This is a genomic window from Hyphomicrobium sp. DY-1 (assembly GCF_047497105.1).
In the GTDB taxonomy this organism is placed as follows: Bacteria; Pseudomonadota; Alphaproteobacteria; order Rhizobiales; family Hyphomicrobiaceae; genus Hyphomicrobium_B.
Genome location: NZ_CP134870.1, coordinates 4,189,566 through 4,210,848, shown reverse-complemented (window position 1 = coordinate 4,210,848; position 21,283 = coordinate 4,189,566). Strand labels below are relative to the sequence as shown.

30 protein-coding genes are annotated in these 21,283 nt (G+C 60.4%); 13 read left to right on the top strand and 17 right to left on the bottom strand.

The features are described 5' to 3' along the window. Positions 1–103 precede the first annotated feature (103 nt). Together RLW41_RS20410 and RLW41_RS20405 are read right to left on the bottom strand one after the other, a co-directional pair. Positions 104–601, bottom strand: a complete 498-nt coding sequence (locus RLW41_RS20410) for a DUF1772 domain-containing protein (RefSeq protein ID WP_414462675.1) — start codon at positions 599–601, stop codon at positions 104–106. 158 nt (positions 602–759) lie between these two features. Continuing rightward, positions 760–1,962: a YbfB/YjiJ family MFS transporter gene (locus RLW41_RS20405; RefSeq protein WP_414462674.1), complete on the bottom strand. Its 1,203-nt coding sequence runs from the start codon at positions 1,960–1,962 to the stop codon at positions 760–762. A 490-nt stretch (positions 1,963–2,452) separates the two neighbouring features. Between RLW41_RS20405 and RLW41_RS20400 the strand changes: the two genes are divergently transcribed. The 3 genes from RLW41_RS20400 to cysC all read left to right on the top strand — a co-directional run bounded on the left by RLW41_RS20400 (position 2,453) and on the right by cysC (position 4,296). Then, positions 2,453–2,899: a DUF1810 domain-containing protein gene (locus tag RLW41_RS20400; protein WP_414462673.1), complete on the top strand. Its 447-nt coding sequence runs from the start codon at positions 2,453–2,455 to the stop codon at positions 2,897–2,899. Between the two features lie 205 nt (positions 2,900–3,104). Continuing rightward, the gene (locus RLW41_RS20395) at positions 3,105–3,443 is read left to right on the top strand and encodes a hypothetical protein (RefSeq protein WP_409559869.1); all 339 of its coding nucleotides are present in this window, start codon (positions 3,105–3,107) and stop codon (positions 3,441–3,443) included. 211 nt (positions 3,444–3,654) lie between these two features. Beyond that, complete coding sequence (cysC, locus tag RLW41_RS20390) at positions 3,655–4,296, top strand: adenylyl-sulfate kinase (RefSeq protein WP_409559868.1); 642 nt, start codon at positions 3,655–3,657, stop codon at positions 4,294–4,296. A gap of 60 nt (positions 4,297–4,356) precedes the next feature. On the opposite strand, the gene RLW41_RS20385 is transcribed toward cysC, so the two are convergent. The 3 genes from RLW41_RS20385 to RLW41_RS20375 form a co-directional block, all read right to left on the bottom strand. Continuing rightward, positions 4,357–4,902 (bottom strand): peroxiredoxin, encoded by a 546-nt coding sequence (locus tag RLW41_RS20385; RefSeq protein ID WP_414462672.1) that lies wholly within the window; start codon positions 4,900–4,902, stop codon positions 4,357–4,359. Between the two features lie 132 nt (positions 4,903–5,034). Continuing rightward, positions 5,035–5,910 carry a ParA family protein gene (locus RLW41_RS20380; protein ID WP_414462671.1) on the bottom strand — a complete coding sequence of 292 codons (876 nt, stop codon included), beginning with the start codon at positions 5,908–5,910 and terminating at the stop codon, positions 5,035–5,037. 174 nt (positions 5,911–6,084) lie between these two features. Then, the gene (locus tag RLW41_RS20375; RefSeq protein ID WP_414462670.1) at positions 6,085–6,273 is read right to left on the bottom strand and encodes a hypothetical protein; all 189 of its coding nucleotides are present in this window, start codon (positions 6,271–6,273) and stop codon (positions 6,085–6,087) included. A 212-nt stretch (positions 6,274–6,485) separates the two neighbouring features. On the opposite strand from RLW41_RS20375, the gene RLW41_RS20370 reads away from it, so the two are divergent. After that, positions 6,486–6,914 carry a hypothetical protein gene (locus tag RLW41_RS20370; RefSeq protein WP_414462669.1) on the top strand — a complete coding sequence of 143 codons (429 nt, stop codon included), beginning with the start codon at positions 6,486–6,488 and terminating at the stop codon, positions 6,912–6,914. Between the two features lie 11 nt (positions 6,915–6,925). Here RLW41_RS20370 and RLW41_RS20365 read toward each other — a convergent pair whose 3' ends face one another. The 4 genes from RLW41_RS20365 to eno all read right to left on the bottom strand — a co-directional run bounded on the left by RLW41_RS20365 (position 6,926) and on the right by eno (position 10,297). Continuing rightward, positions 6,926–7,918: an SDR family oxidoreductase gene (locus RLW41_RS20365; RefSeq protein WP_414462668.1), complete on the bottom strand. Its 993-nt coding sequence runs from the start codon at positions 7,916–7,918 to the stop codon at positions 6,926–6,928. Between the two features lie 20 nt (positions 7,919–7,938). Further along, a complete protein-coding gene (locus tag RLW41_RS20360) occupies positions 7,939–8,433 on the bottom strand; it encodes a hypothetical protein (RefSeq protein ID WP_414462667.1) in 495 nt (164 codons plus the stop codon). A gap of 108 nt (positions 8,434–8,541) precedes the next feature. Further along, the gene (locus RLW41_RS20355; protein WP_414462666.1) at positions 8,542–8,856 is read right to left on the bottom strand and encodes a hypothetical protein; all 315 of its coding nucleotides are present in this window, start codon (positions 8,854–8,856) and stop codon (positions 8,542–8,544) included. Between the two features lie 154 nt (positions 8,857–9,010). Continuing rightward, positions 9,011–10,297, bottom strand: a complete 1,287-nt coding sequence (gene eno / locus RLW41_RS20350) for a phosphopyruvate hydratase (protein ID WP_414462665.1) — start codon at positions 10,295–10,297, stop codon at positions 9,011–9,013. A gap of 154 nt (positions 10,298–10,451) precedes the next feature. On the opposite strand from eno, the gene RLW41_RS20345 reads away from it, so the two are divergent. From RLW41_RS20345 to RLW41_RS20335, 3 genes are read left to right on the top strand one after another with little or no spacing between them, the layout of a single operon-like run. Further along, positions 10,452–10,811 (top strand): GFA family protein, encoded by a 360-nt coding sequence (locus RLW41_RS20345; RefSeq protein ID WP_414462664.1) that lies wholly within the window; start codon positions 10,452–10,454, stop codon positions 10,809–10,811. After that, positions 10,792–11,529, top strand: a complete 738-nt coding sequence (gene queC / locus RLW41_RS20340; protein ID WP_414462663.1) for a 7-cyano-7-deazaguanine synthase QueC — start codon at positions 10,792–10,794, stop codon at positions 11,527–11,529. The genes RLW41_RS20345 and queC overlap by 20 nt, the downstream gene beginning before the upstream one ends. After that, the gene (locus tag RLW41_RS20335) at positions 11,508–11,753 is read left to right on the top strand and encodes a hypothetical protein (protein ID WP_414462662.1); all 246 of its coding nucleotides are present in this window, start codon (positions 11,508–11,510) and stop codon (positions 11,751–11,753) included. The genes queC and RLW41_RS20335 overlap by 22 nt, the downstream gene beginning before the upstream one ends. Before the next feature lie 180 nt (positions 11,754–11,933). On the opposite strand, the gene RLW41_RS20330 is transcribed toward RLW41_RS20335, so the two are convergent. Both RLW41_RS20330 and RLW41_RS20325 read right to left on the bottom strand, forming a co-directional pair. Next, complete coding sequence (locus RLW41_RS20330) at positions 11,934–12,422, bottom strand: PaaI family thioesterase (RefSeq protein ID WP_414462661.1); 489 nt, start codon at positions 12,420–12,422, stop codon at positions 11,934–11,936. A 12-nt stretch (positions 12,423–12,434) separates the two neighbouring features. Next, positions 12,435–13,142, bottom strand: a complete 708-nt coding sequence (locus RLW41_RS20325; RefSeq protein ID WP_414462660.1) for a queuosine precursor transporter — start codon at positions 13,140–13,142, stop codon at positions 12,435–12,437. Positions 13,143–13,206: 64 nt separating this feature from the next. Between RLW41_RS20325 and queE the strand changes: the two genes are divergently transcribed. The 3 genes from queE to queF all read left to right on the top strand — a co-directional run bounded on the left by queE (position 13,207) and on the right by queF (position 14,780). Further along, a complete protein-coding gene (queE, locus tag RLW41_RS20320; protein WP_414462659.1) occupies positions 13,207–13,839 on the top strand; it encodes a 7-carboxy-7-deazaguanine synthase in 633 nt (210 codons plus the stop codon). Between the two features lie 86 nt (positions 13,840–13,925). Further along, positions 13,926–14,312, top strand: coding sequence for a 6-pyruvoyl trahydropterin synthase family protein (locus tag RLW41_RS20315; protein WP_414464623.1), 387 nt, complete (start codon positions 13,926–13,928; stop codon positions 14,310–14,312). 6 nt (positions 14,313–14,318) lie between these two features. Continuing rightward, positions 14,319–14,780, top strand: a complete 462-nt coding sequence (queF, locus tag RLW41_RS20310) for a preQ(1) synthase (protein WP_414462658.1) — start codon at positions 14,319–14,321, stop codon at positions 14,778–14,780. Positions 14,781–14,822: 42 nt separating this feature from the next. Here queF and RLW41_RS20305 read toward each other — a convergent pair whose 3' ends face one another. The 3 genes from RLW41_RS20305 to RLW41_RS20295 all read right to left on the bottom strand — a co-directional run bounded on the left by RLW41_RS20305 (position 14,823) and on the right by RLW41_RS20295 (position 16,777). Then, entirely contained in the window at positions 14,823–15,122 is a 300-nt protein-coding gene (locus RLW41_RS20305) for a hypothetical protein (protein ID WP_414462657.1), read from the bottom strand. Positions 15,123–15,357: 235 nt separating this feature from the next. Further along, positions 15,358–16,281 (bottom strand): pirin family protein, encoded by a 924-nt coding sequence (locus RLW41_RS20300; protein ID WP_414462656.1) that lies wholly within the window; start codon positions 16,279–16,281, stop codon positions 15,358–15,360. A 34-nt stretch (positions 16,282–16,315) separates the two neighbouring features. Then, positions 16,316–16,777, bottom strand: a complete 462-nt coding sequence (locus RLW41_RS20295; protein ID WP_414462655.1) for a thiol-disulfide oxidoreductase DCC family protein — start codon at positions 16,775–16,777, stop codon at positions 16,316–16,318. A gap of 168 nt (positions 16,778–16,945) precedes the next feature. Between RLW41_RS20295 and RLW41_RS20290 the strand changes: the two genes are divergently transcribed. The 3 genes from RLW41_RS20290 to RLW41_RS20280 all read left to right on the top strand — a co-directional run bounded on the left by RLW41_RS20290 (position 16,946) and on the right by RLW41_RS20280 (position 18,849). Continuing rightward, positions 16,946–17,368 (top strand): lysozyme inhibitor LprI family protein, encoded by a 423-nt coding sequence (locus RLW41_RS20290; protein WP_409559850.1) that lies wholly within the window; start codon positions 16,946–16,948, stop codon positions 17,366–17,368. A gap of 269 nt (positions 17,369–17,637) precedes the next feature. Further along, the gene (locus RLW41_RS20285) at positions 17,638–18,132 is read left to right on the top strand and encodes a DUF992 domain-containing protein (RefSeq protein WP_013947579.1); all 495 of its coding nucleotides are present in this window, start codon (positions 17,638–17,640) and stop codon (positions 18,130–18,132) included. A 318-nt stretch (positions 18,133–18,450) separates the two neighbouring features. Then, complete coding sequence (locus RLW41_RS20280) at positions 18,451–18,849, top strand: hypothetical protein (protein ID WP_414462654.1); 399 nt, start codon at positions 18,451–18,453, stop codon at positions 18,847–18,849. A gap of 18 nt (positions 18,850–18,867) precedes the next feature. On the opposite strand, the gene RLW41_RS20275 is transcribed toward RLW41_RS20280, so the two are convergent. The 3 genes from RLW41_RS20275 to speB all read right to left on the bottom strand — a co-directional run bounded on the left by RLW41_RS20275 (position 18,868) and on the right by speB (position 21,166). After that, positions 18,868–19,566, bottom strand: a complete 699-nt coding sequence (locus RLW41_RS20275) for a ParB-like protein (protein WP_414462653.1) — start codon at positions 19,564–19,566, stop codon at positions 18,868–18,870. A 135-nt stretch (positions 19,567–19,701) separates the two neighbouring features. Beyond that, positions 19,702–20,013: a hypothetical protein gene (locus tag RLW41_RS20270; RefSeq protein WP_013947576.1), complete on the bottom strand. Its 312-nt coding sequence runs from the start codon at positions 20,011–20,013 to the stop codon at positions 19,702–19,704. A 127-nt stretch (positions 20,014–20,140) separates the two neighbouring features. Then, the gene (gene speB / locus RLW41_RS20265) at positions 20,141–21,166 is read right to left on the bottom strand and encodes an agmatinase (protein ID WP_414462652.1); all 1,026 of its coding nucleotides are present in this window, start codon (positions 21,164–21,166) and stop codon (positions 20,141–20,143) included. Between the last annotated feature and the right edge of the window lie 117 nt (positions 21,167–21,283).

Sequence of the window (21,283 nt, the reverse complement as noted above, 5' to 3'; positions counted from 1 at the left end):
CCCTAAGCCACCGGAATTGAGAAAACGTTAGAATATCGCCGATAGTTCTCGGCTAATCCGTAGTCGGAATATTGTGAAAATAACGCTTAAAAAGCCGACGGTATCAGAGCGAACGCGCATTCAAAGCCATTAAGGCGAAAATGAACAGCGTGCTCGCTGCAATCGAGGCAGCGGTGCGGACGTGATTCCATATCGTCCAATCGGACACGTACCGCTTCCAAACGCCCCCTGACGATGCCGTCATCGGATCTGCTGTAGCCAAAGCGTCGTTTAACGGCACATTGAAGACAATTGTAACAATGAACATGCCGACGACATAGATCACGCCGCCGGCGAACATCGGAGCGGCGCCCTCGTTTCCCCAATGCCATAACGCCAGAACTGCCAACGCCAAACCGGCGACCGAAGTGCCGAAGAACAGCGGCATGAACAGCGATTTTAAAATGTCTGTGTTGATGGCATTCATCGCAGCAATCGCCGCCGCATGGTCGATCCGGCCTAACGCCGCCATGATGAATGCTGAAAACGCGAAGTAAACGCCGCCCATCACGGCGCACCCGACGGCGGAAAACCAGAGCAGCGCTGTCACGATCGTATGCATCGTTGCAACTCCCGACGGCCGGACATGTCCGCGAGGGGAAGCTAAGCGTCCCGATGGCTTTCCCAAAGCAGTTATTGGCAGGCAAACGTAGTGCACCGAATATGAACGGGAGTATTTTTCGGCCAACGTCTTGCGGGCGATACGCGAGCCCTTGCAGCCTAGCGCATTGCTTTTTCCCGGAAAGTCCCGCCGACGTCGATGACGAGCGCCAGTGACATCGCAATCATGCCGATAACAAACAGAATGTGATAATCGCCGCCGCTATGTGCGAAGATAAATGAAAATCCGTAAGCGGCTGCAGCCTGGCACAGTGCAAACGCCACGGTCGCAACACTCCAGGCCGCCTTCTGCTCGGCCGGATGATGCGGCAGAAGCTCGTGAATGCGCCCGAGAACCAGCGGCACGGTTCCGGTCACGAACGCACCAATGATGACGCTCGACAGAAACAGCCAGGGCGTGCTGGTCACGTCGAACACGAGCAAACCGATTGCGAAGATCTGCAAGCTGAACGCCAAGCGCAACGCCGATCCAAATCCGATACGGTCCGCGATGTGCCCGGCCAGAATAGGACCGGCCGTCGCGCTCAGGCCGAAGGCGACCCAGAACTCCGCACCGACTTTCACACCTTGCCCTAACCCGCGCGCCACGAAATCGACGAGAAAAATCATGTGCGGCACCCACCCGCCCGCATTGAGCCCATACTCGACATAAAGCGCGCGGAGTGCACCCAGGCGCGGCGGATGGACGTGGCCCGACGGGGCCGTCAGCACATGACCCGGTCCGTCCGGCCAGCCGCGCCAGGCAATAGCCGTCAGCACCAACGACAGTATTCCAAGGCCGATCCATGCGGCCTGCACGCCGAACTGCAACAGGAAAGGAATGACCGTTCCCGACGCCGCAATGCCAGCGCCGATCCCCATGAAGATCAGCCCGCCCGCCAATCCGCGCCGCGCAGGCGGAACGTGCGCAAGCACCATCGGAGCGGCGAGAACCATCATCGCTCCGCCCGCAAAGCCCGCAGCAAAACGCCATACGAAAAACCAGAGAAAGCCTTGCGGCGCAGCACACGCGAAAAAGGCAGCCGTTGCCAGGATCATCATGGCGCGCAACACCGCGACGCCCGAAAGGCGTGCGGAAATGGGCCTCCCGAGCACAGCGCCTGCGAGATATCCCGCGAGATTGGCCGCGCCGAGATAGGCGGCATCCGCCGGCGCAAACCAGTGCGCATCGACGAGGGCGGGCAGCAGCGGCGTATAGGCGAAGCGCGCGAGCCCGATGCCGATGAGGCCGGTGCAAAATGCACAGATGATGGCTCTGGCAATTCTGGGAGAAGAAGCCTGCAAGACATCAGTGCGCGCCATACCGGTATCCCTTTTTGTTCGCGCGCGACCATACGCAAGCACGGGACATCCACAATAGGCGCTCCGCGATGGCACCTTTGCTCTCGGGCCCCTTGACGAAGAACCCCAAAATTCTAGCGAAACCTCACACCGATCTGCAGGCGACAGATTCATCGAGCGCCCCAGCCTTCACCTGAAACTTCCTTTGGAAAGAAGGCCGGGAAATATTTGTGCGGATACGGAGCACCACCTATAAGAGCGGGGCTTTAATGACTTTTCAGCATTCCATTTTCCGGAGCAGACGATGACCAATGAAAAGCCGATGATCTCGCAACTGCGAACAACAGGCTTCGCCTTCTAAGCGCAGTGCTGACGCCTATTTTCACGTTCGCTTTCAGCTTCTCTTTTGTCGATCTGACACTTCCGGACCGTCCGCTGCTGCCGCCTCAGGATTGTCGTAACGACGCTAAATCCTGTGCGCACGGCGTCGACCGGCTTCTGCGGTGAGAGCATGCAAGACCTTCACGATCCATTCGACCTCGAACGCTTCGTCAGTGCTCAGGCGCACACCTATGAGCGCGTCGTCAGCGAACTGACGGCCGGCAAGAAGCAATCCCATTGGATGTGGTACACGTTTCCGCAGATGCGCGGATTAGGCTCCAGCGCCATGTCGGAGAAGTATGGCATCGGCAGTTACGAAGAAGCACTCGCCTATGTCTACCACCCGATGCTCGGTCCGCGCCTCGCACAAATGACGGCGCTGATCCTCGAACACCGATACGATTCGCTCCTCCAGATTCTCGGCAATCCGGACAATCTGAAATTCCATTCCTCGATGACACTCTTCGCCGCCGTCACTGGGCACGAAAGCATTTACGCGCGAGCACTATTCACGTTTTGCAATGGGCCCGACCCAAAGACGATGGAGCTCCTTGCAAAATCGCGCAAGCTCGACTGACAGGCTGCGTACGGACGCATAATCCGCGGAAGATTTCCGCACGCGGCCTGCACACACAGGCCGGAAAAAAGATTTTTCGCCGTCTTAACTGTTCGTTACACGCCGTCCCCGAAAATGCTCACGACTATCGCGATTCCAAGTTGTACGGCCGCGCGCTTCGTTGAAGCAGCGAACAGCGCTCGCGCCATTCCGACCAAAGATCGTAGTGAGCCACATTCGGACCGAGCGCTTGCAAGCCATGAAAATTCTGCCGACCCTCGCGGCCGCCTTCATCTTTTTTATGCCCGCACTGGCGTGCGCTGCCGACTTCGGCGGCGAGGAAGCCCCGCCGGAAGAAGCTTTCGTTACGCCAATTCCGCCGCCGGTCCTGCTCGCCCGCCCCTATAATTACGTTTACGAGGAAAGCGGCATCTACTACGCGCCGCCGTATCCGATGCCCTACTTCGGACTGTTCCCTCAGTGGGGACCGCAGGTCGCGTTCATGCCGCAGCCATATTGGCAGCCTCCCCCGCGGCCGCCGCATCCGCCACGCCGCCGCTGGTAGAGCTAGACGCGCCAAAGTCAGTCAGATGGTCGCCGTCGGTATCTCCGGGCGCGATTTTTGTTGCCTCCCCGCACCGCTTCGACGACCTTATTACTGAGCAAGATATAGATGTGCAAAAAAGCCTATATCTTTCGGCATAGCGGGCCAATGACGATTATCTTGGAGGCGTGCGGTCGCCCAGAAGCCTGGGCCGTGACCTCCGGGGGGAGCCATGAGAAAAATCGGCATGGAAAGTTTGCGCGGAGATCGCGCTTTGAACCTGCTTTGGCAGGATACAGCCATCTGCAAAGACGATCGGGCCGACGCCAAGGGGCAGAAAGCCTGTTGCCTGTGGTTCACCGGGCTTTCGGGCGCAGGCAAAACGACGATCGCCAATCTTCTCGACCAGACCTTGCATGCCTCCGGCCAGCACACGTTCGTGCTTGACGGCGACCGCTGCCGTACCGGCCTCTGCAGCGACCTCGACTTCACCGAAGCGGGACGCGCCGAAAATGTCCGCCGTATCGCCGAAGTCGCCAAGTTGATGGTCGATGCCGGACTGATCGTCATTGTGTCGCTGATCTCGCCGCTCCTTTCTCACCGGGAAACGGCTCGAAAGATCTTCGATAACGGCGAATTCCTTGAGGTCTTCGTCAACACGCCCCTCACCGTCTGCGAGCAGCGGGACGCCAAGGGGCTCTATAAGAAGGCGCGACAGGGCCTCATTCCGCAGTTCACTGGCGTCTCAGCACCTTACGAGCCGCCGCTGAATGCCGAGATCGAGCTGAACGGCCGCGCGCATCCCGAGGAACTCGTGGTCGCGATCCGTTCCAAGCTCGAAGAATTGGGCGCCCTGGAAGGCCCTTACGGCTGACCGCCGCCCGGCAGCCAGCCCCTCCCGAAGCACCTTCTGCGTCGCCGAGTGCGATCGCGTTTAGCTGTGGTGCTTCGTCTTCCAGGCTTTGACCGCCGCCAGCGTATTCTTCACGTGCTCCGACGGATCGAGCGCCGTGTACTCGTAGGAAATCCGCCCGTCCGGCGTCACCACATAGGATGTGCGGCTGGCATAAGGCATGAAGCCCATCATCACCGAGTCGTAAGCGGTCATGATCCGCTGGCCACTGTCGGCTGCCACCGGAAATTTGCTGCGGCACTCCGACGTCGAAAACTTGTTGAGCGTCGCGATATCGTCGTTGCTGACCCCAATCACCGAGGCTCCCAAAGCATGGAACTGCCCCATCGCCTCAGCGAAATCGTGCGCCTCCTCGGTGCAGCCCGACGTGAAGGCCTTCGGATAGAAATAGACGACGACGGGCCCTTTCTTGAGCGCCTCAGGCAGGGAGAACGTGAATTGCTTGCCTCCGAGTGACGCCTGCGCCTTGAACATCGGCGCCTTGTCACCGGGCTTGAGCTGTGCCAGCGCCGGCGTCGTGACTGCCGCTAGAGAAATCAGCAGGTATCCCAGGAAACGGATCAGCATGATTGGTCCCCTCACTTATCAAAACCCAAAGCCGAAGGGCGATCCGACCTTGGCTCGAATAGCCGGACTTATAGCGCGCGCATCGGGTTCCGGCATCCCCAAATGGTCGCTGATCCACTCAGTATCCGACTATCAGCTATTTGCGCTCACGCGCTCGACAACCGCCTTCGTCAGCGCCACGACATCCGCCAATGCGTTGCCGTATTTCTGCCGCGCCGTCCGCAGGTTGCCCATCCCCGGATGCGCGGCAGCGTTCTGTAGAGCCGCCGTATAAGGCACCGGTCGGGAGATCGCGTTGAGGTGCGCCAGCCCTTCTTTGATGTGCTGGAGCATCTCGCGTTGTAGAGAATTCGTCGCCTGATACTGCGTAATCAGCGGATGTACCTTGACCTGCGCCGCAAGATCGAGATCGTCCGCGAGAATAAACTTCAGGAAGTCCGTCAGTGTCGAATAGGCATTCGTCTCAAGGCTCGTCGGCGCCAGGATATGATGCGCCAGCCGGATGCCCGCCAGCGCGAGCGGTCCTGGCCCCGCTGGACAATCGACCAGAACGGCATCGTATTCGTCATCGAATTTATTCAGCTCTGCGCGCAGAGCCTTAGCAAGCTGCACATCGAGGCGGTCGCGCCGTCGTTTCCGGTGCGCCGAACGTTCGAAGTCGGCCATGTCACCTAGCAGTTCATGGTTCGACGGCACGATATCGATAAAACCTTTTTCCCGGTCCTGAAGCTCGACGAGATCGCTCGCAGCCACCCGATGCGAAGCAAGACGGATATCGCGTCCGCGCGCAAAGGCCTGAAGCATGGCGCCGAGGCCGATCCGCCTCTCGCGTAGTTCCTGCTCCGCGTCGATTCCGAGCAGCGCCTTTGTCGCCCCGGCCTGCGGATCCATGTCGAGCACGAGCACGCGAGCGCCGTAGGATAGCGCCAGCCCATCGGCCAGCATCATCGTCGTCAGCGTCTTGCCGACGCCGCCTTTCGGATTGGCGATCGCAATCGTAACGCTCATCGCCACACTCCCCGGCCCACCAGCCAGGACGTCAAAGTGTTGTATAGAAGCCCGACGAGACCACGCACGAGCATACCGGAACGCCCCCAGCTCCCCGGAGAGACACTACGTTCCACATCGAGCAAATGCCAGCGCGGCGATGCCACAACGCGCGGGCTGACAAGGTAAACGGGCCTATTTGCCGCCGACCGGGCGGCGTGACGGGCCGTCGTCGTACCGCCACGGGCTATTTTTGCGCGCCCGCTCTCTGGCGACTTCAGGATCGATCTTCGGCCGCTTGTTGACGGGCGTCTGCACCGGGGTTGGCGTCACCTCCGCATCCGGTTTGCGTTCGCGCCGATGGACCCATCCGAGCATGCTCATCAAAGATAGCCTTCACGATAACATTGCCAGTCGCCGTTCGGCGCGTGGCGCCCCTTCGAGTGGCACCGAAGAATCAAATCGATCATAACAAACGGACACCGCGGGCGCGCATGTCATAAAACTGGAAGTTTGTTATCTGCGCGTCCCACTCACGGCATATTTCGCACATCATTGCTGTCGTGCGAACGATCCCGCTGCGAGATGCTATTGAGATGAGATTAAGATCGGCTGCCAGGTTTGCGATTGCAGGTGTCATCGCTGCCGTGCTGTCCGGATGGCTCAATCCACCGACGGACGCTTGGGCCAAACACAAAAAGCCGAAAAGTTCTTCCGCGGCCAACAGCGATCCCTGCGCCGAGCCGACAAAATTCGTCAACGACCAGCTCGTAAAAATTCGCGCCCTACAGGCCTCTCAGGCAGCGCGACCGACCAACACCGTTTTCAGCTTGTTCAGCTCGAACGCGCACGTCGATCCCGACAGTTACGCGCAAATCGCTAATTTGCGTCGCGACGCCGATACCGTGAACGAGATGCTGCGTACCGGCGGCTGCAAACCGATCGATATCGATCTGGTGCTCAAAAACATGCCGGCCCCGGCGCCGACTCCGGCAACACCGAGCCATAAGAAACATCGGCAGTAAGCGCGATTGCGTTAAGCGCCATAACCGCCGATGACGGGAAGTATTTCGCCCGTGATGTAGCTTGAGCAGCAGGGCGCTGCCATGAATACGAACGCGGGCGCGATCTCTTCCGGTTGTGCCGCGCGTCCCATCGCCGCCGACGTTCCGAACTTGGCAACATCCTCGGCCGGACGATCGGCAGGGTTGAGCGGCGTCCACACCGGCCCCGGCGCGATGGCATTGACGCGAATGCCGCGCTCTATGAGTTGAGACGACAGCGAACGCGTAAACGCATGAATGCCGCCCTTGGTCATCGAATAATCCAGCAACTCTTTGCTGCCTTCGATGCCGGTCACCGATCCCGTCATGATGATCGCAGAACCAGAAGCCATATGTGGAACGGCAGCCCGCGCCATGTAGAAATAGCCGTAGAGATTTGTCTTCAGTGTCCGATCGAAATGCTCGTCGCTGAGGTCGAGAATATCCGACGTGTGCTCCTGGAAAGCCGCGTTGTTCACGAGCACGTCGAGCTTGCCGAGCGTCTTCACCGTTTGCGCGACGGCATCTTCGCAAAATTTGGAATCCGACACATCGCCTTCGATCAGTAGGCAGCGTCGTCCTTCCTTTTCGACGGCTTCCTTCGTGTCGAGCGCATCGTTGCGCGATTCCAGGTAACAGATCGCGACGTCGGCGCCTTCGCGCGCAAATAGCACCGCGACGGCCCGGCCGATGCCGGAATCCCCGCCCGTGATTAACGCGACGCGATCCTTGAGCTTCGCCGAACCTTGATATCCCGGCGCATCATACATCGGCGCAAGTTGAAGCGCGGCTTCATCGCCGGACTTTTCCTGATGCTGCGCCGGAAAATGCGAAGGGTATTCGCGCGCCCCCGCCTGCATGACCGGCTTTGATTTTTTCTTTTTCTCCTGCCCGGCTTCCTTGGCATCCAGGAGATCGACCTCATCCTGAATGTCGCGGCCTTGTTGCGCCGTACGCTCAGGTTCTGACTTTGCTTGCGTTGCCATGATTATCCTTCGCAAATGGACTAGTGGCCGCCGCCCGACGAAGCTCCGCCGCCTGCGCTGCCGCCCGCACCACCGGCGCTCCCACTTGCACCCGAGCCACTTGACGCGCCCGTTCCCGGCGATGATCCGATGCCGGACGTCCCGGTGCTCGTGCCGCTGGTGGAAGGCGCCCCGCGCATGATCGTGTTGTAAGACGATCCAGACGGCCCCGGATGCAACGCGTCCGCATCAGGATTGCGCACCGAGGCGCTGGTGCCATCTTCAATCTGCAGTCGTTGCGGACTGGGCGCCGCCGGATCGAGCCGATGCCGTTCAACCGGTCCAGCCGCGCTGCCCGGCGCTTCCGTCGTCGGCTGCGAGCTTCCGCGGTTGGCGGGCATGTTCTGATCGCTGGCGTTCTGCTGCGTCACGCTTTGTTGGATACGCATGCTTTCCGGCAGCGTGCTGTCCTGTGCCAACGCTGATGCAGCAGGAGCGGCGATCAGAGTTAGGGCTATCGCTGTTAAATGTTTCATGTCGCAGCTCTCCTTTGCGAGGCAAACGACCTGACAGCGCGACAGTTCCAACAAAGAAAAAGCCCCGACGCGGGGCTTTAACAAATGGCTTGCATGAAGACGTAGGCGTCAGCCTTTTTGCGGCCTCGCATCCGTCAATCGCTTCGCGCCACGATAGAGAAACCAGATTGCGAAGAACGGCGACAGCACTGTTAATATCGTGACGTCCCAGGTCAGGCAGATGGTACGCTTCACCGCCACGAAGAGTGGCGATTGCGGCTCTTCGAACTCGCCCGGAATATAGTTGCTCGCAACAGTCGGTTCCGAAATCTCGACCGGCACCGACCTGCGAACTGTTCGTGGCGTCCACGATTTACGCCGGAAATTCTCGACCCGTCGCGGGCGAGCAATCACCTGCTGAGCCAATACTCTCGATTGTCGCATTACTAACCCACCCTCTTACTCGCGGCAGAAACGCTCGCGAGGGGCAAAACGTTCCGACATCAGATCAGCATAGAAGATCGCAAGCGAAAGTGACGGAAAGTCGGTGAAAAACGACCTCGGTTCCGTAATGTTCGAAAAAAACGGCCCTTAAAGTTTATGCTGAGGCACGTTTAATTACTGATCGTCCAGCATAAACGGCGACATCGCCAAGCTCTTCTTCGATGCGGATGAGCTGGTTGTACTTTGCCAAACGATCCGAACGCGACAGCGATCCTGTCTTGATCTGACCGCAATTCGTCGCGACCGCGAGATCCGCAATCGTCGAATCTTCGGTCTCGCCGGAGCGGTGCGACATGACGGCAGTATATCCGGCGCGCTGCGCCATGCTGACCGCATCGAGTGTTTCGGAGAGCGAGCCGATCTGATTGACCTTCACGAGGATCGAGTTGGCCGTCCCCTTCGCGATGCCGTCCGCAAGCCGTTTCGTGTTCGTCACGAAGAGATCGTCGCCCACAAGCTGCACGCGATTGCCAACAAGATCGGTCAGGATCTTCCACCCGGCCCAATCGTCTTCTGCCATACCGTCTTCTATCGAGATAATCGGGAAACGGTTGACGAGATCTTCGAGGTATTTGGCGTTCGCCGCGCTGTCCAGCGATTTGCCGTCGCCGGCAAGCTCGTACTTGCCATTCTTGAAGTATTCGGTCGAGGCGCAATCGAGCGCCAGCATCACGTCGTCGCCCGGCTTGTATCCTGCCTTCTCGATCGCCTTCATGATGTAGCCGAGCGCCTCGTCGGCGCTTTTGAGGTTTGGCGCGAACCCGCCTTCATCGCCAACCGAAGTGCTGAGGCCGGCGTCATGCAGGTTCTTCTTCAGCGTCTGAAAAATTTCCGAACCCATCCGGATCGCATCGGCGCAGGTCTCCGCCGCCACCGGCATGATCATGAATTCCTGAATGTCGATCGGGTTATCGGCATGCGCGCCGCCGTTGATGATGTTCATCATCGGCACCGGCAGGATGTGCGCATTGACGCCGCCGACATAGCGATAGAGCGCCAGGTTGTTCGCAATCGACGCTGCCTTGGCGACGGCCAGCGAAACGCCGAGGATCGCGTTGGCGCCGAGACGGCTTTTGTTATCCGTACCGTCGAGCTGGATCAGTGCCGCGTCGATACCGCGCTGGTCTTCCGCGTCCATACCCGACAGCGCATCGAAGATCTCGCCGTTGACCGCATCGACCGCCTTCTGCACACCCTTGCCCTGATAGCGCGCCTTGTCCCCGTCGCGCAGTTCGATGGCTTCGTGCGCGCCGGTCGAAGCGCCCGATGGCACCGCCGCGCGTCCCTCCGAGCCGTCTTCCAGCACCACATCCACTTCGACTGTCGGATTGCCACGGCTGTCGAGAATTTCGCGGGCAATGATGTCAACGATGGCGGTCATGAGCGTTTCCGATATTTTCTGGTTGGCTTGTCGAGAGACGACGGGTGTGACAGGTTCGGGCGGGTTTTAGCCGCAATCGCTAATAAGGCAAAGTCCCTGCGGGCAGTCGAACGCCTACCCGAAAGGACATTTACCCGAGAACCAAGGTATACCAATGTCGGAAACGAAGAAGTGGACCGGAGGTTGCCACTGCGGCCGCGTCCGTTTTGAGGCGGAGCTGGCCCTCGAAGGCCTGAAAATCTGCAATTGCTCCTTCTGCCAGAAGCGCGGCGCCATCATGGGCTTCGTACCGGAGAGCGCTTTTTCCCTTTTATCGGACAAAGACGCACAGGCCGAGCACCAGTTCAACAAGAAGGTGATCCACCACACCTTCTGCCCGGAATGCGGCATCGGCTCCTATTCCTACGGCACCACACCGAGCGGCGCGACGATGGTCGCCGTCAACGTCCGCTGCCTTGATGGTATCGACGCGGCGTCCCTGAAACCGACGCTGTATGACGGCAAGAGCCTCTGATCGTACCCCCATGACGACACCTGAAACATCCGCGCTCGTATTGTTCTCAGGCGGCCAGGATTCGACCGTCTGCCTCGCCTGGGCGCTCGCGCATTACGACCGCGTCGAAACGATTGGGTTCAAATACGGCCAGCGCCACAGCGTCGAGCTTGTCCAGCGCGACGTCGTTCGCGACAAGCTCGCGAAGTTGGGAAAGGTCGGCGCCCGGCTCGGGCCTGACGCGGTGCTCGATCTTCCTGCCTTACAGAGCATCAGTGACACGGCGTTGACACGCGAAACAGAGATCACGTTCGCGGCGACCGGCCTGCCGACGACGTTCGTGCCGGGGCGCAATCTCTTGTTCCTCACCTACGCTGCGGCACTGGCCTACCGGCGCGGCATCACCACCCTCGTCGGCGGCATGTGCGAGACCGATTTCTCCGGTTATCCCGACTGCCGCAACGAAACGATCCAGACGCTCGCGCAGGCGATCTCGCTCGGCCTTGCAACGCCGATGACCATCGAAACGCCGTTGATGTTCATCGACAAAGCCGGAACTTGGGCGATGGCGTCCGAACTCGGCGGCGACGATCTCATCAAGATCATCATCGAGGATACGCACACCTGCTACATGGGCGACCGCACCAACCGTCATGACTGGGGGTACGGCTGCGGCATCTGCCCTGCGTGCGAGCTGCGCGCGAAAGGCTGGATCGAATGGCAGTCTCAGCAGACCTGAAACGCGCCGTTGATCTCGCCATCGCAGGCGATTGGGACGGCGCCCACCAGATCGCCCAACGCGACGAGCGCGCTCCGATGCATCGCTGGCTGCACGCCATTCTGCACAAGATCGAAGGCGACGACTTCAACAGCCGCTATTGGTACCGCGGCTCGGGGCATTCCTACGAAGATTTCCCCTCGCCTGAAGCCGAGCTTCAGGCGATCGCCGAAGCGTTAGAGTGATCCGGCCTTATATCGAGGCAGAACAACGTCATCCCGGCGCAGGCGGGGATCCAGTCGAACCGCTGCACCGCAAATGTCGATCGTTGTCTGGGGGCCGGCCTACGCCAGAATGACGATACTGAAGAGACGGCGTAAACCTAGAACAGGTCATCTCCGATCTAAATCCGAGGATAACAAACATCAAAAACTGAAAACCAGACACGTCGTCGTTGCATGCGCGATGAGCTTGCCGCGCTTGTCCGTCAAACGTCCCTCAGCCGTGGCAGCGCGCCGCCCACGGCTCATGATGAGCCCTTCCGCACGCACGAGACCGGTATCCTTCGTCATCGGCCGCAGCAGCGAAATCTTGAACTCCATCGTCGTGAAGCCCGTGCCTTTCGGCAGCGTCGAAAGCACGGCGCACGCCATGCAGGAATCGAGCAGCGTCGCCGTGTAGCCCGCGTGCACGGTCGCGATGGCGTTGTAATGTCCGACCTGCGGCTCGGACTCGAACACCGTCCGTCCCTCTTCCGCCTCGACCATCTGAAACCCGAGCGTGGCCTCGATCGGCATTCTCGGCACGTCGCCGCGCATCATCGCTTCGAGGTACTGCAGCCCGCTCATCGACGCCATCGTCGCGACGTCGATGATGGCGTGATGCTCTCCTGCGGACATGCTTTCGTCAGCCAATATGAAGCTCCCTCACGCGTCCAGCTTGAACGGATTGAAATCAGTGTGGCGGTCGAAATAGTCCTCGTTCTCCGCCCGCTTCAACGCGGCGACCACGCGCACCGTAATCGGCAGGAACACGATCTCGACCAGTGTCTTCACAACGAACTGCGAGATCATCAACGTCAGCACGAGATCGTTCGGCATGATCCCAGAGTTGTAGAATGCTAACGGATAGAACAGCGAGGAATCGACCGCCTCGCCCGCAATCGTCGACGCCACGAAGCGCCAGCTCATGTGCCGCCCTTCGCTGCGCACCTTCATCTTCGCGAGCACATAGGAATTGACGAACTCGCCGCAGAAATACGCGATCATCGAAGCACCCGCGATCCGCCACGTGTTGCCGAAGGCGACTTCGTAGATGTGCTGGTTCGGCCATCCCGGCGCTGGCGGCAGCGCGACGATCACGGCCGCCATCACCGCCGCAAAAATAAGCGCCGCAAAACCTGTCCAGATCACCCGGCGGGCGCGCGCGTAGCCATAAACCTCCGTCAGCACATCGCCGAAGATGTAGGAGATGGGGAAGAACAGGACGCCTGCTCCAAACGTTACCGGCCCGATGACGGGAAGCGTCAAGGTCGCGGCCTTGGCTGGCCCGATCAAATTCGAGCATATTAGGACGACGACAAAGGCGACCATGACGAGGTCGAAATACCGATAGGTGCGCTGCTCGGTCACCATTGCCCCCTCTGAGACTTGGATAAGTCGCACTTGACTGGCGCCCCCGGCGCCGTAGGTATCCGGCATGTATGCCGTCAAAGAAATCTTCTATACGCTACAAGGCGAGGGTGCGAACGCCGGGACGCCTGCGGTGTTTTGCCGGTTCGCGGGCTGCAATCTCTGGAGCGGCCGCGAGCAGGACCGCGCCAAAGCCACCTGCCAATTCTGCGATACCGATTTCGTCGGTACGGACGGCCCAGGCGGCGGACGCTTCGACACGGCCGAAGCCCTCGCCCGCGCCTGCCGCGACGCCGCGATGCCCGCAACGGATGCGCCGAAGTTCGTTGTTCTGACCGGCGGCGAGCCGATGCTGCAGGTGGATCAGGACCTCGTGGATGCACTCCACGCCGAAGGCTTCCGCATCGCCATGGAGACGAACGGCACGCTCCCCGCGCTCGATACCATCGACTGGGTCTGCGTCTCGCCGAAAGCGGGTTCCGAGCTGAAACAGCGCCACGGCCACGAGTTGAAGCTCGTCTTCCCGCAAACGGGCATTGATCCGGCCGGCTACCTCGATCTCGCCTTCGAGCAGCGTTTCCTCCAGCCGATGGACGGACCCGATCAAGTCGCAAATACCCAAGCCGCTATCGCCTACTGCAAGGCCAATCCGGCCTGGCGGCTGTCGGTGCAGACCCACAAATTGCTCGGGATCCCTTAACGTTCGGGCTTTCCGCGCCTGTTTGGCGCGGATTTGGCCTGCTACCGGGGGTGGCGGACGCCGGGAAAATCCCCTATTTGAGCGCCATGCAGATCTATAAGGAATTCCGGTTCGAGGCGGCCCATTTTCTGCCGTCGGCACCGCCAAGCTCGCCGAATTCGCGCGTGCATGGCCATTCTTTCCGTGCGCGCATTGTCATCGACGGCGAACCCGGACCAAAAACGGGCTACATCTTTCATTTCGATGAGCTTGCCGCCGCGCTTGCCGACACCGAAGACGCGCTCGACCACCGTATGCTGAACGACATCGACGGCCTCGAAGCCCCGACGCTCGAACGCATCGCCATGTGGATCTGGAACCGCCTCGCCAACCGCATCCCCGGTTTGGCCCAGGTCGAAGTTCACCGCGATAGCTGCAACGAGGGTTGCATTTACCGTGGGCCCGCGCCCGAAACGCGTCTGGCTGCGGAGTAACGCGCCATGGCGGCATCGAAGCCGGACGTCACGCAGCTCGGTAAACAGGTCGGCATTCCCGAAAGCCCTGAGAAAGCCGAGCTTGAGCGCGTTGCCAATCCGCACACCGATACGGATTATGTCGCTCGCTTCACGGCGCCGGAATTTACCTCGCTTTGTCCGGTGACCGGCCAGCCCGACTTCGCCCATCTCGTCATCGACTACGTGCCGGGAAAGTGGCTGCTCGAAAGCAAGTCGCTGAAGCTTTACCTCGCAGCATTCCGCAATCACGGCGCGTTTCACGAGGACTGCACGGTTGCGATCGGCAAGCGCATCGCCGCGCTCATTAAGCCGAAATATCTGCGCATCGGCGGCTACTGGTATCCGCGCGGCGGCATTCCGATTGACGTCTTCTGGCAAACAGGCGCGGCGCCGGCGGACATCTGGCTGCCCGATCAAGGCGTCGCGCCCTACAGGGGACGAGGCTAAGCTCGTCCCGTCCCCCTGAGAGAGTTCGCTGTCTAGGTTCGATTACCAGCGATTGTAGTAACCGTGGCGCCAGTGACGGCGATACGGACGATATCCGTAGTAGTACGGCCGCCCGTAGTAGCGGCGCCGCCAGTATGGACGGTGGCCGTAATAGCCACGACGCCAGTAGCGATGGCGGCCATAATATCCGCGCCGGTAGTACGTCTTCTCGACCGCGCTATTGCCGCTCTTAGCGACCGCGTCGATTGCGGCGACGTTGCCGCCGACCGCTGCAGCCTGAGCGCCCGTCGCCGCGAAGCCGAGGCCCAACGCCAGGGCGACGGCTAGGAACAAGTTTCGCATTTTGGTCTCCCGAGATTGTTGCTTCACGAGTTCGCTTGTCCCTTCACACCGCCCACCCAAATGCGGATCTGTGAACTGACCAGCGGAGTGATCCGCACCCACCACGGAACACCAACTCAGGATGAAATATGAGCGTCCCTGCCGCCGGATTTGCGACCCGCAAGTGAACCGCAGCTAACACGCTGCTTTATTCAAAAAAAATCGCCACGCGCGGAACTTTAAGATGAGAGTCCGGTTAGCGGTCGTCCGGCAGCGGAATAAATTCCTCCGCGTCGCCTGGGACAGTGTCGAAACGGCCTTGCCGCCACTCGTCTTTCGCCGCCTCGATGCGGTCCTGCGATGACGACACGAAATTCCACCATATGTGCCGTGGCCCATCCATCGGCTCGCCGCCGAGCAGCATGAGTCGTGCATTCGACTCCGCAAGAATGGAAATCCGGTCGCCCGGCTTGAAGACCAGAAGCTGTCCGGCGTCGAACGACTGCCCGGCAATGTCAATGCGGCCCGACGCGATATAAACGGCACGCTCGTCGTAATCGGGATCGAGCGGCAGAACTGCGCCCGGCGCCAGCATTGCTTCCGCATAGAACGAGGCGTGCGGAAACTCGGCAGGCGACGTCTCTCCGTAAAGACTGCCCATGATGAGGCGCACGCGCTTTCCATCGCCTTCCAGCCGAGGCAACGCGGCGACGTCGAGATGCACGAAGCTCGGCGCCGCCTCTTCGTGCGATTTGGGCAGCGCCATCCACGACTGGATTCCGAACAGGTCTTGCCCAACGGCGCGCGCCTCGGGCCCCGTACGTTCGGAATGAACGATGCCGCGCCCCGCCGTCATCAGATTGACCTCGCCGGGCCGAATGGACAACGCCGATCCAAGGCTGTCGCGATGCGTGATCTCACCGTCGAACAAATACGTCACGGTCGCCAACCCGATGTGCGGATGCGGCCTGACGTCGATCCCCTTCCCTGCAATGAACTGCGCCGGTCCCATCTGATCGAAGAAGATGAACGGCCCGACCATCTGCCGCTGCGCCGAAGGCAAAGCGCGACGCACCGAGAAGCCGCCGAGATCGCGTGCCCGCGGCACGATCACTTGCTCCACCGCATCGCAAGATTGCCAGTCGCCCGGAATCGGATCGTTATGGGTCAGCCAGCTCATCGATGCCTCCACTGCTTAAACGTTTGAAAGACCTTCATGGTCCGACGAGAAAGCGAGACATCTCGCTCGGCGTCGGACGTCGGCATGCCTGCCGCTCCCCGAACCACTTCAGTCTGTTGCGCTGGACCCAATCATAGATCCGGTCGCCGATGGCATCAGGAACAACGCGCCCGGCAAAACCGAGGAACCGCCACGGTTGCGGCAGCGTCCGCGCCGCCGCGAGAACACCGGCCCATCGCGTATAGGGCAAACCGTCCCTGAGAACCATGAACGTATCGAATGCCGCCGCGTCGAGGCCGTAATGCCGATAAAGCGATTGCGGCAACGGATCCTGAATGATGGCGAAGCGGGTCTCGCCCTTAGGATCGCGCTCAAGCATCCACTGCACGCCGCCCGAGCACAGCACGCAGAGCCCATCGAAAATCACGATCGGACGCGTGTCGTCGAACGGCGGCACAGCCGCATCGTCGCGATAGCTGTAAGCTTCGGCACGCATCGGATCTCTCATCCCCAGACAATGTGGGGGTTACGGTAAAGGACGGCAATTGCAGAGAAAACGTTTCATTCGCCATGCTGCCGAAATCTTCGCTCCGACAGCCTTCCGATAGGGCGCCGCTCCGTCTAACACATCGGCTTGAAACCGCAGCCGCCCGGAGTTCGCCCCATGCCACATCTCGACGCCAGAACGCTTTGCATGATCGTCGGAGTTTCATCGCTCGCGTTCGCCGCACCCGCCACAGCCGACGAACCGATCGATTGCGCCAAAGCGGAATCGACCGTCGAAATCAATTTCTGCGCCGACAAAGAATATCAAGCCGCCGACAAGGCCCTGAACGCTGCTTACGCTTCGGCGTTGAAGGTCACCCGCGCCCGCAACCTTGAGAAGCCCTACGACGCCAAAAGTTTCGAAGAGGCGCTGCGGGGCGCACAGCGCGCCTGGGTCGCCTACCGCGATGCCGACTGCAAGGATGTCATGGCGCAGGTCTGGACGAACGGCACCGGTGCGACCTCCGCGATTCTCGGCTGCATGACCGACAAGACGCTGCGGCGCACCAAGGAATTGAAAGAGATGCTGGAACCGCAGTAGGCGCCCGACTCGCTCAAGATTGAACGGCGCATAAAAAGTCAATTATCTGTGGCGTCATCCGTCTAATTGATAAGCATCAATTGGCGTCCGCTTCCATCCGAGGTACGTCTGCACCACATCAGTTGCAGCCACTGTTGGGTGCCTTTAGGAAGCTACCTCACAGTGTCAGTACGGGGCTCGAAATATCCGACCGTTTTGAGTTTTCTTATCTGCGTCGTCCGTGGCCAATAGTGGCTGCGAACGATCGAGCGATGTCAGGAGAGACGACAATGACCCTTTCGCCCATCCGTTTGCGCCTGTTGGCAGGCAGCGCCGCGCTCCTCGCAGCAGCGCTCGCAACGGTTTCGCCCGCATCAGCCGACCCGAAAGTCGCGCTCGGCACGCTGACCTGCCACGGCCATGGCGGCGTGGGCCTCATCTTCGGTTCGAAAGAGAGCATGAACTGCGAATTCACGACGGCGGTCAGCGGACGCGTGTTCCCCTATCACGCGACGATCACCCAGGTCGGCGTCGACATCGGCTTCACCGGCGCCAGCACGCTCGTCTGGACAGTTCTTGGCGGCACGAACGCCATGCCGGGCGACGCTCTTGAAGGAAGCTACGGCGGCGTCACCGCGGGCGCAGCCGTCGGCATCGGTGCGAGTGCCAACGCTCTCGTCGGCGGCTCGAATCAGTCCGTCGTACTCCAGCCGGTCAGCGTCGAAGGCCAGACGGGTCTCAATCTCTCAGCGGGTGTTGCAGGCTTGACGCTGACGCGGTCGTAATCGATCGCCAGTCGCGGCTCGCTCTTACCTTGTTGGTGATGACGTCACCGGCTGAAGCCAGACGCATCGTCCTTACGCGGCGGTGTTAACGCGCGATCCGCGACGGCTTGATCTTCCCGAAAAAAATAGCGCTCCGCATCTCGTGCGGGGCGCTTTTAATTTGCTCGCCGATACCCAAACGAACCACGACGAAAGTCTGCATGCCGACGACTCAAGCTGTGCATAGATCATTCGCTGAGTATATCTGCAACATTTTTTAGCCATGCGAATCAAGCGGTTTGGTCTACTAAGGCTCAACAACCCTGCGAGGAGAAACCGATGACGGACCTATCCAAAAACGTCGAAGAAATGTTGAGCCGCCTCGCCGAGAATGCCCGCACCGAGCAGGACTTCGTCCGCACGCTGTCCGATGCGCTACGCCGCGTCGACGAGCAGTTGCTGCGCGACGTCCGCAACGTCTCACTGCAGCATGAGCTTCGCCGCGAAGCGATCCTCGGCGAACTTCAGGAACTGGCTTCCCGTCTTTGCGCGCTGCCGGTGCGCGGACCCGCTCAGCCTGTTCAGGCCATCGATCAGCAGGACCATCATCATCAGGTCCAGGGCGAGATCGAACCGCCGCCGGGCATGGCAGTCGGAGCCGACTGGCGCCAAGCAGCTCAGAACATGCAGAACATGAACGACGAGTTCGAGTTCAGCTTCAACGCACCACGCCACTGATCTGCAGCGCCGGCCGCTTCAGCGGCCGATGAAACCCGGCATTCTTGCCGCCTCTCGCGACCGGGCAAGCCACATGGCCCGGTCGTGCGCATAGTCAAAATCGCGCCGGACCGTCGAACGCGGGATGCGCGTGCGGAAGAAATCTGCCCATCGGAATTCGGCATAGGGCTTGCCCGTCTTGGCAAAGCCACCCGCCCCTCTCACCGACCACGCGAGATCCCGGTACGGATCGCACCGCATATCGTCGAGCCGCTCGGGCAGTTTCGTCGGAGCGACCGCGCGGCCATGCCCGTCGTAAGCGTGCAGCAATCCGAGCCCGGCCATCTTCTGCAAAAATCTCTTGCGCGGCAGATGCGAGAGATCGCCGACCACCGTCACGAACGCCTCTTCGACGTCGCTTTTGAGCAGCGCCAGACTCAAATGATGATGATCGATAATGAAGAGATCGTCGTTCGGCCCGCGGACGGCAGGGATCGGCCGGTCTTCCAGAAAGCGGCGGAGCTTGCGGTTGTTTCGCGCCCGCCGCTCCACTTTCTCGCGCTTGGCGGCGACCGCCCGCATGCCGACCGCCATTTGCGTCGGCCGCAATTCTTCGAGCGGCACGCTCAGCAGTTTTGATTTTCGAGGCTGCACCCTGATGGGCGGCAGCGAGACAAGGAAAGGAGGGACTACTGGCGACGCGAACGCCGGTTCACGCGAGACGGCAACCAACGACATGACTTCCCAGAGTGCGAATTGAACAGTGGCTTAATCATTTCGTCGCCATGGTTAAAATTTCATTGCCACCCGTTCGCACACGCGCATCGTCCGCCGCCGAGCGCGCCTAAAACACCTTTGAGATACCGGAATATTTTACCGCGCCGCCGTCTCGGAGATGCCGCGCCGATGAGCCACCTCTTTGGCCGACACTTCACCTGCCGCAACCAACGCATCGACACATCGCTTCGAAAGCCCGGCACCGACGGCCCGCATGCACGACCGCACCTGCGGACTGTTCGGGCTATAGGCGCTGCAATGCGCATAATAGTCGGTTGCACACGCGATCTGCACACGAAGACTGACGGCATTGGCGTTGCTCGCAAGCAGTGTGGCCGTAGCCAGCGCTATGATCGAGACGCCTGCCGAACGGGTGCCGGTTCGCAGCACACAGGTCCAAGACGCCATGGGAAACCTCCTTCTCGTCGCTGAAAGAGAGCCACCACGGCTCTCGGGACGAGGAGACATAGCGGCAGGCAGCAGCCTCCCGCTGTTCCCGGCGAAACGGGTCATCCGTATGCAAACGATGCCAATGTCAGTCGGGAGCGTTTCCGACGCGCGGAACCGGATATGAGGCCGCGACGGCCCCGTTTTGCCGCGCGACCCGGCACGCCTGCTCATAGACGACCGTTGCGGCCGCCAACGCCGTGACACCGCCTTGATCGTACGACGGAGCCACCTCGACGACATCGCAGCCGACGATCTTCAAAACATCGAGTTGCCGTAACATGGCGAGCAGCTCCCGCGGCATCAGCCCGCCCGTCACCGGCGTGCCCGTTCCCGGCGCGAAAGCCGGATCGAGACAATCGATATCGACCGTGAGGTAGCAAGGACTGCCACCGGCAAGTGCCTTCACCATCGATGCGACGGCCGATGCGCCTTTATCGGCGACGACCATGTTGTCGAAAATGTTCATGCCTTTCGGATCGTCCACCCATGTCCGGATGCCGATCTGGCTCGACTTTACCGGATCGATCAGCCCGTCGTCGATCGCCTGAGCGAACATCGTGCCGTGATTAAGTTCGACGCTGCCGTCTTTGCCGACTCGCGGCGTCCACGTATCGGTGTGCGCATCGAAATGGATGAGCGTCAGCTGGCCGTGCACCTTCGCGTGCGCTTTCAGCAGCGGATAGCTGATGAAATGATCGCCACCCAGCGAGCACAAGAATGCGCCCGTTTCGACCACCTTGGTCGCCGCATCTTCGATGGCAGCCGGGATTGTTTGCGGAAAGCCGTAATCGAGCCAAGCGTCGCCGAGATCGACAACATTCACATAGCTCAGTGGATTGAATCCACCTGGATAGGCCTTGAGCTCGGCAAGTTGCGCCGATGCGCACCGAACCGCATCCGGCCCCAACCGTGCGCCGGGCCGGTTCGACGTCGCGATATCGAGCGGCACACCGAGGACCGCGAAATCACCCGCCTTCGCCTGCTTTACGCGCGGCGACCTCAGGAACGTGTGCGTCCCTGAATAGGTTTGTTCGGAAGAAAGACAGTCGGGAGAAGGAGATGCGGTCCACGCGTTCGCGTGCACACCGCCGGGAATGGTACCGGAATGCATGACGACCTCGATTGTATACGATGTCGTCCGGCCGACACCTTCACAATCTACCGGGCCGAGCCCGGTGCCTCCGTTTCGCGGCCCAAGGAGAATGCCTGACCCAATATTCTAGTCAAG

Bases quoted from the DNA above. Each gene is read 5' to 3' on its own strand.
- RLW41_RS20410 (WP_414462675.1), bottom strand. From the start codon at position 601: ATGCATACGATCGTGACAGCGCTGCTCTGGTTTTCCGCCGTCGGGTGC.
- RLW41_RS20405 (WP_414462674.1), bottom strand. From the start codon at position 1,962: ATGGCGCGCACTGATGTCTTGCAGGCTTCTTCTCCCAGAATTGCCAGA.
- RLW41_RS20400 (WP_414462673.1), top strand. From the start codon at position 2,453: ATGCAAGACCTTCACGATCCATTCGACCTCGAACGCTTCGTCAGTGCT.
- cysC (WP_409559868.1), top strand. From the start codon at position 3,655: ATGAGAAAAATCGGCATGGAAAGTTTGCGCGGAGATCGCGCTTTGAAC.
- RLW41_RS20385 (WP_414462672.1), bottom strand. From the start codon at position 4,902: ATGCTGATCCGTTTCCTGGGATACCTGCTGATTTCTCTAGCGGCAGTC.
- RLW41_RS20380 (WP_414462671.1), bottom strand. From the start codon at position 5,910: ATGAGCGTTACGATTGCGATCGCCAATCCGAAAGGCGGCGTCGGCAAG.
- RLW41_RS20375 (WP_414462670.1), bottom strand. From the start codon at position 6,273: ATGAGCATGCTCGGATGGGTCCATCGGCGCGAACGCAAACCGGATGCG.
- RLW41_RS20370 (WP_414462669.1), top strand. From the start codon at position 6,486: ATGAGATTAAGATCGGCTGCCAGGTTTGCGATTGCAGGTGTCATCGCT.
- RLW41_RS20365 (WP_414462668.1), bottom strand. From the start codon at position 7,918: ATGGCAACGCAAGCAAAGTCAGAACCTGAGCGTACGGCGCAACAAGGC.
- RLW41_RS20360 (WP_414462667.1), bottom strand. From the start codon at position 8,433: ATGAAACATTTAACAGCGATAGCCCTAACTCTGATCGCCGCTCCTGCT.
- RLW41_RS20355 (WP_414462666.1), bottom strand. From the start codon at position 8,856: ATGCGACAATCGAGAGTATTGGCTCAGCAGGTGATTGCTCGCCCGCGA.
- eno (WP_414462665.1), bottom strand. From the start codon at position 10,297: ATGACCGCCATCGTTGACATCATTGCCCGCGAAATTCTCGACAGCCGT.
- RLW41_RS20345 (WP_414462664.1), top strand. From the start codon at position 10,452: ATGTCGGAAACGAAGAAGTGGACCGGAGGTTGCCACTGCGGCCGCGTC.
- queC (WP_414462663.1), top strand. From the start codon at position 10,792: ATGACGGCAAGAGCCTCTGATCGTACCCCCATGACGACACCTGAAACA.
- RLW41_RS20335 (WP_414462662.1), top strand. From the start codon at position 11,508: ATGGCAGTCTCAGCAGACCTGAAACGCGCCGTTGATCTCGCCATCGCA.
- RLW41_RS20325 (WP_414462660.1), bottom strand. From the start codon at position 13,142: ATGGTGACCGAGCAGCGCACCTATCGGTATTTCGACCTCGTCATGGTC.
- queE (WP_414462659.1), top strand. From the start codon at position 13,207: ATGTATGCCGTCAAAGAAATCTTCTATACGCTACAAGGCGAGGGTGCG.
- RLW41_RS20315 (WP_414464623.1), top strand. From the start codon at position 13,926: ATGCAGATCTATAAGGAATTCCGGTTCGAGGCGGCCCATTTTCTGCCG.
- queF (WP_414462658.1), top strand. From the start codon at position 14,319: ATGGCGGCATCGAAGCCGGACGTCACGCAGCTCGGTAAACAGGTCGGC.
- RLW41_RS20305 (WP_414462657.1), bottom strand. From the start codon at position 15,122: ATGCGAAACTTGTTCCTAGCCGTCGCCCTGGCGTTGGGCCTCGGCTTC.
- RLW41_RS20300 (WP_414462656.1), bottom strand. From the start codon at position 16,281: ATGAGCTGGCTGACCCATAACGATCCGATTCCGGGCGACTGGCAATCT.
- RLW41_RS20295 (WP_414462655.1), bottom strand. From the start codon at position 16,777: ATGCGTGCCGAAGCTTACAGCTATCGCGACGATGCGGCTGTGCCGCCG.
- RLW41_RS20290 (WP_409559850.1), top strand. From the start codon at position 16,946: ATGCCACATCTCGACGCCAGAACGCTTTGCATGATCGTCGGAGTTTCA.
- RLW41_RS20285 (WP_013947579.1), top strand. From the start codon at position 17,638: ATGACCCTTTCGCCCATCCGTTTGCGCCTGTTGGCAGGCAGCGCCGCG.
- RLW41_RS20280 (WP_414462654.1), top strand. From the start codon at position 18,451: ATGACGGACCTATCCAAAAACGTCGAAGAAATGTTGAGCCGCCTCGCC.
- RLW41_RS20275 (WP_414462653.1), bottom strand. From the start codon at position 19,566: ATGTCGTTGGTTGCCGTCTCGCGTGAACCGGCGTTCGCGTCGCCAGTA.
- RLW41_RS20270 (WP_013947576.1), bottom strand. From the start codon at position 20,013: ATGGCGTCTTGGACCTGTGTGCTGCGAACCGGCACCCGTTCGGCAGGC.
- speB (WP_414462652.1), bottom strand. From the start codon at position 21,166: ATGCATTCCGGTACCATTCCCGGCGGTGTGCACGCGAACGCGTGGACC.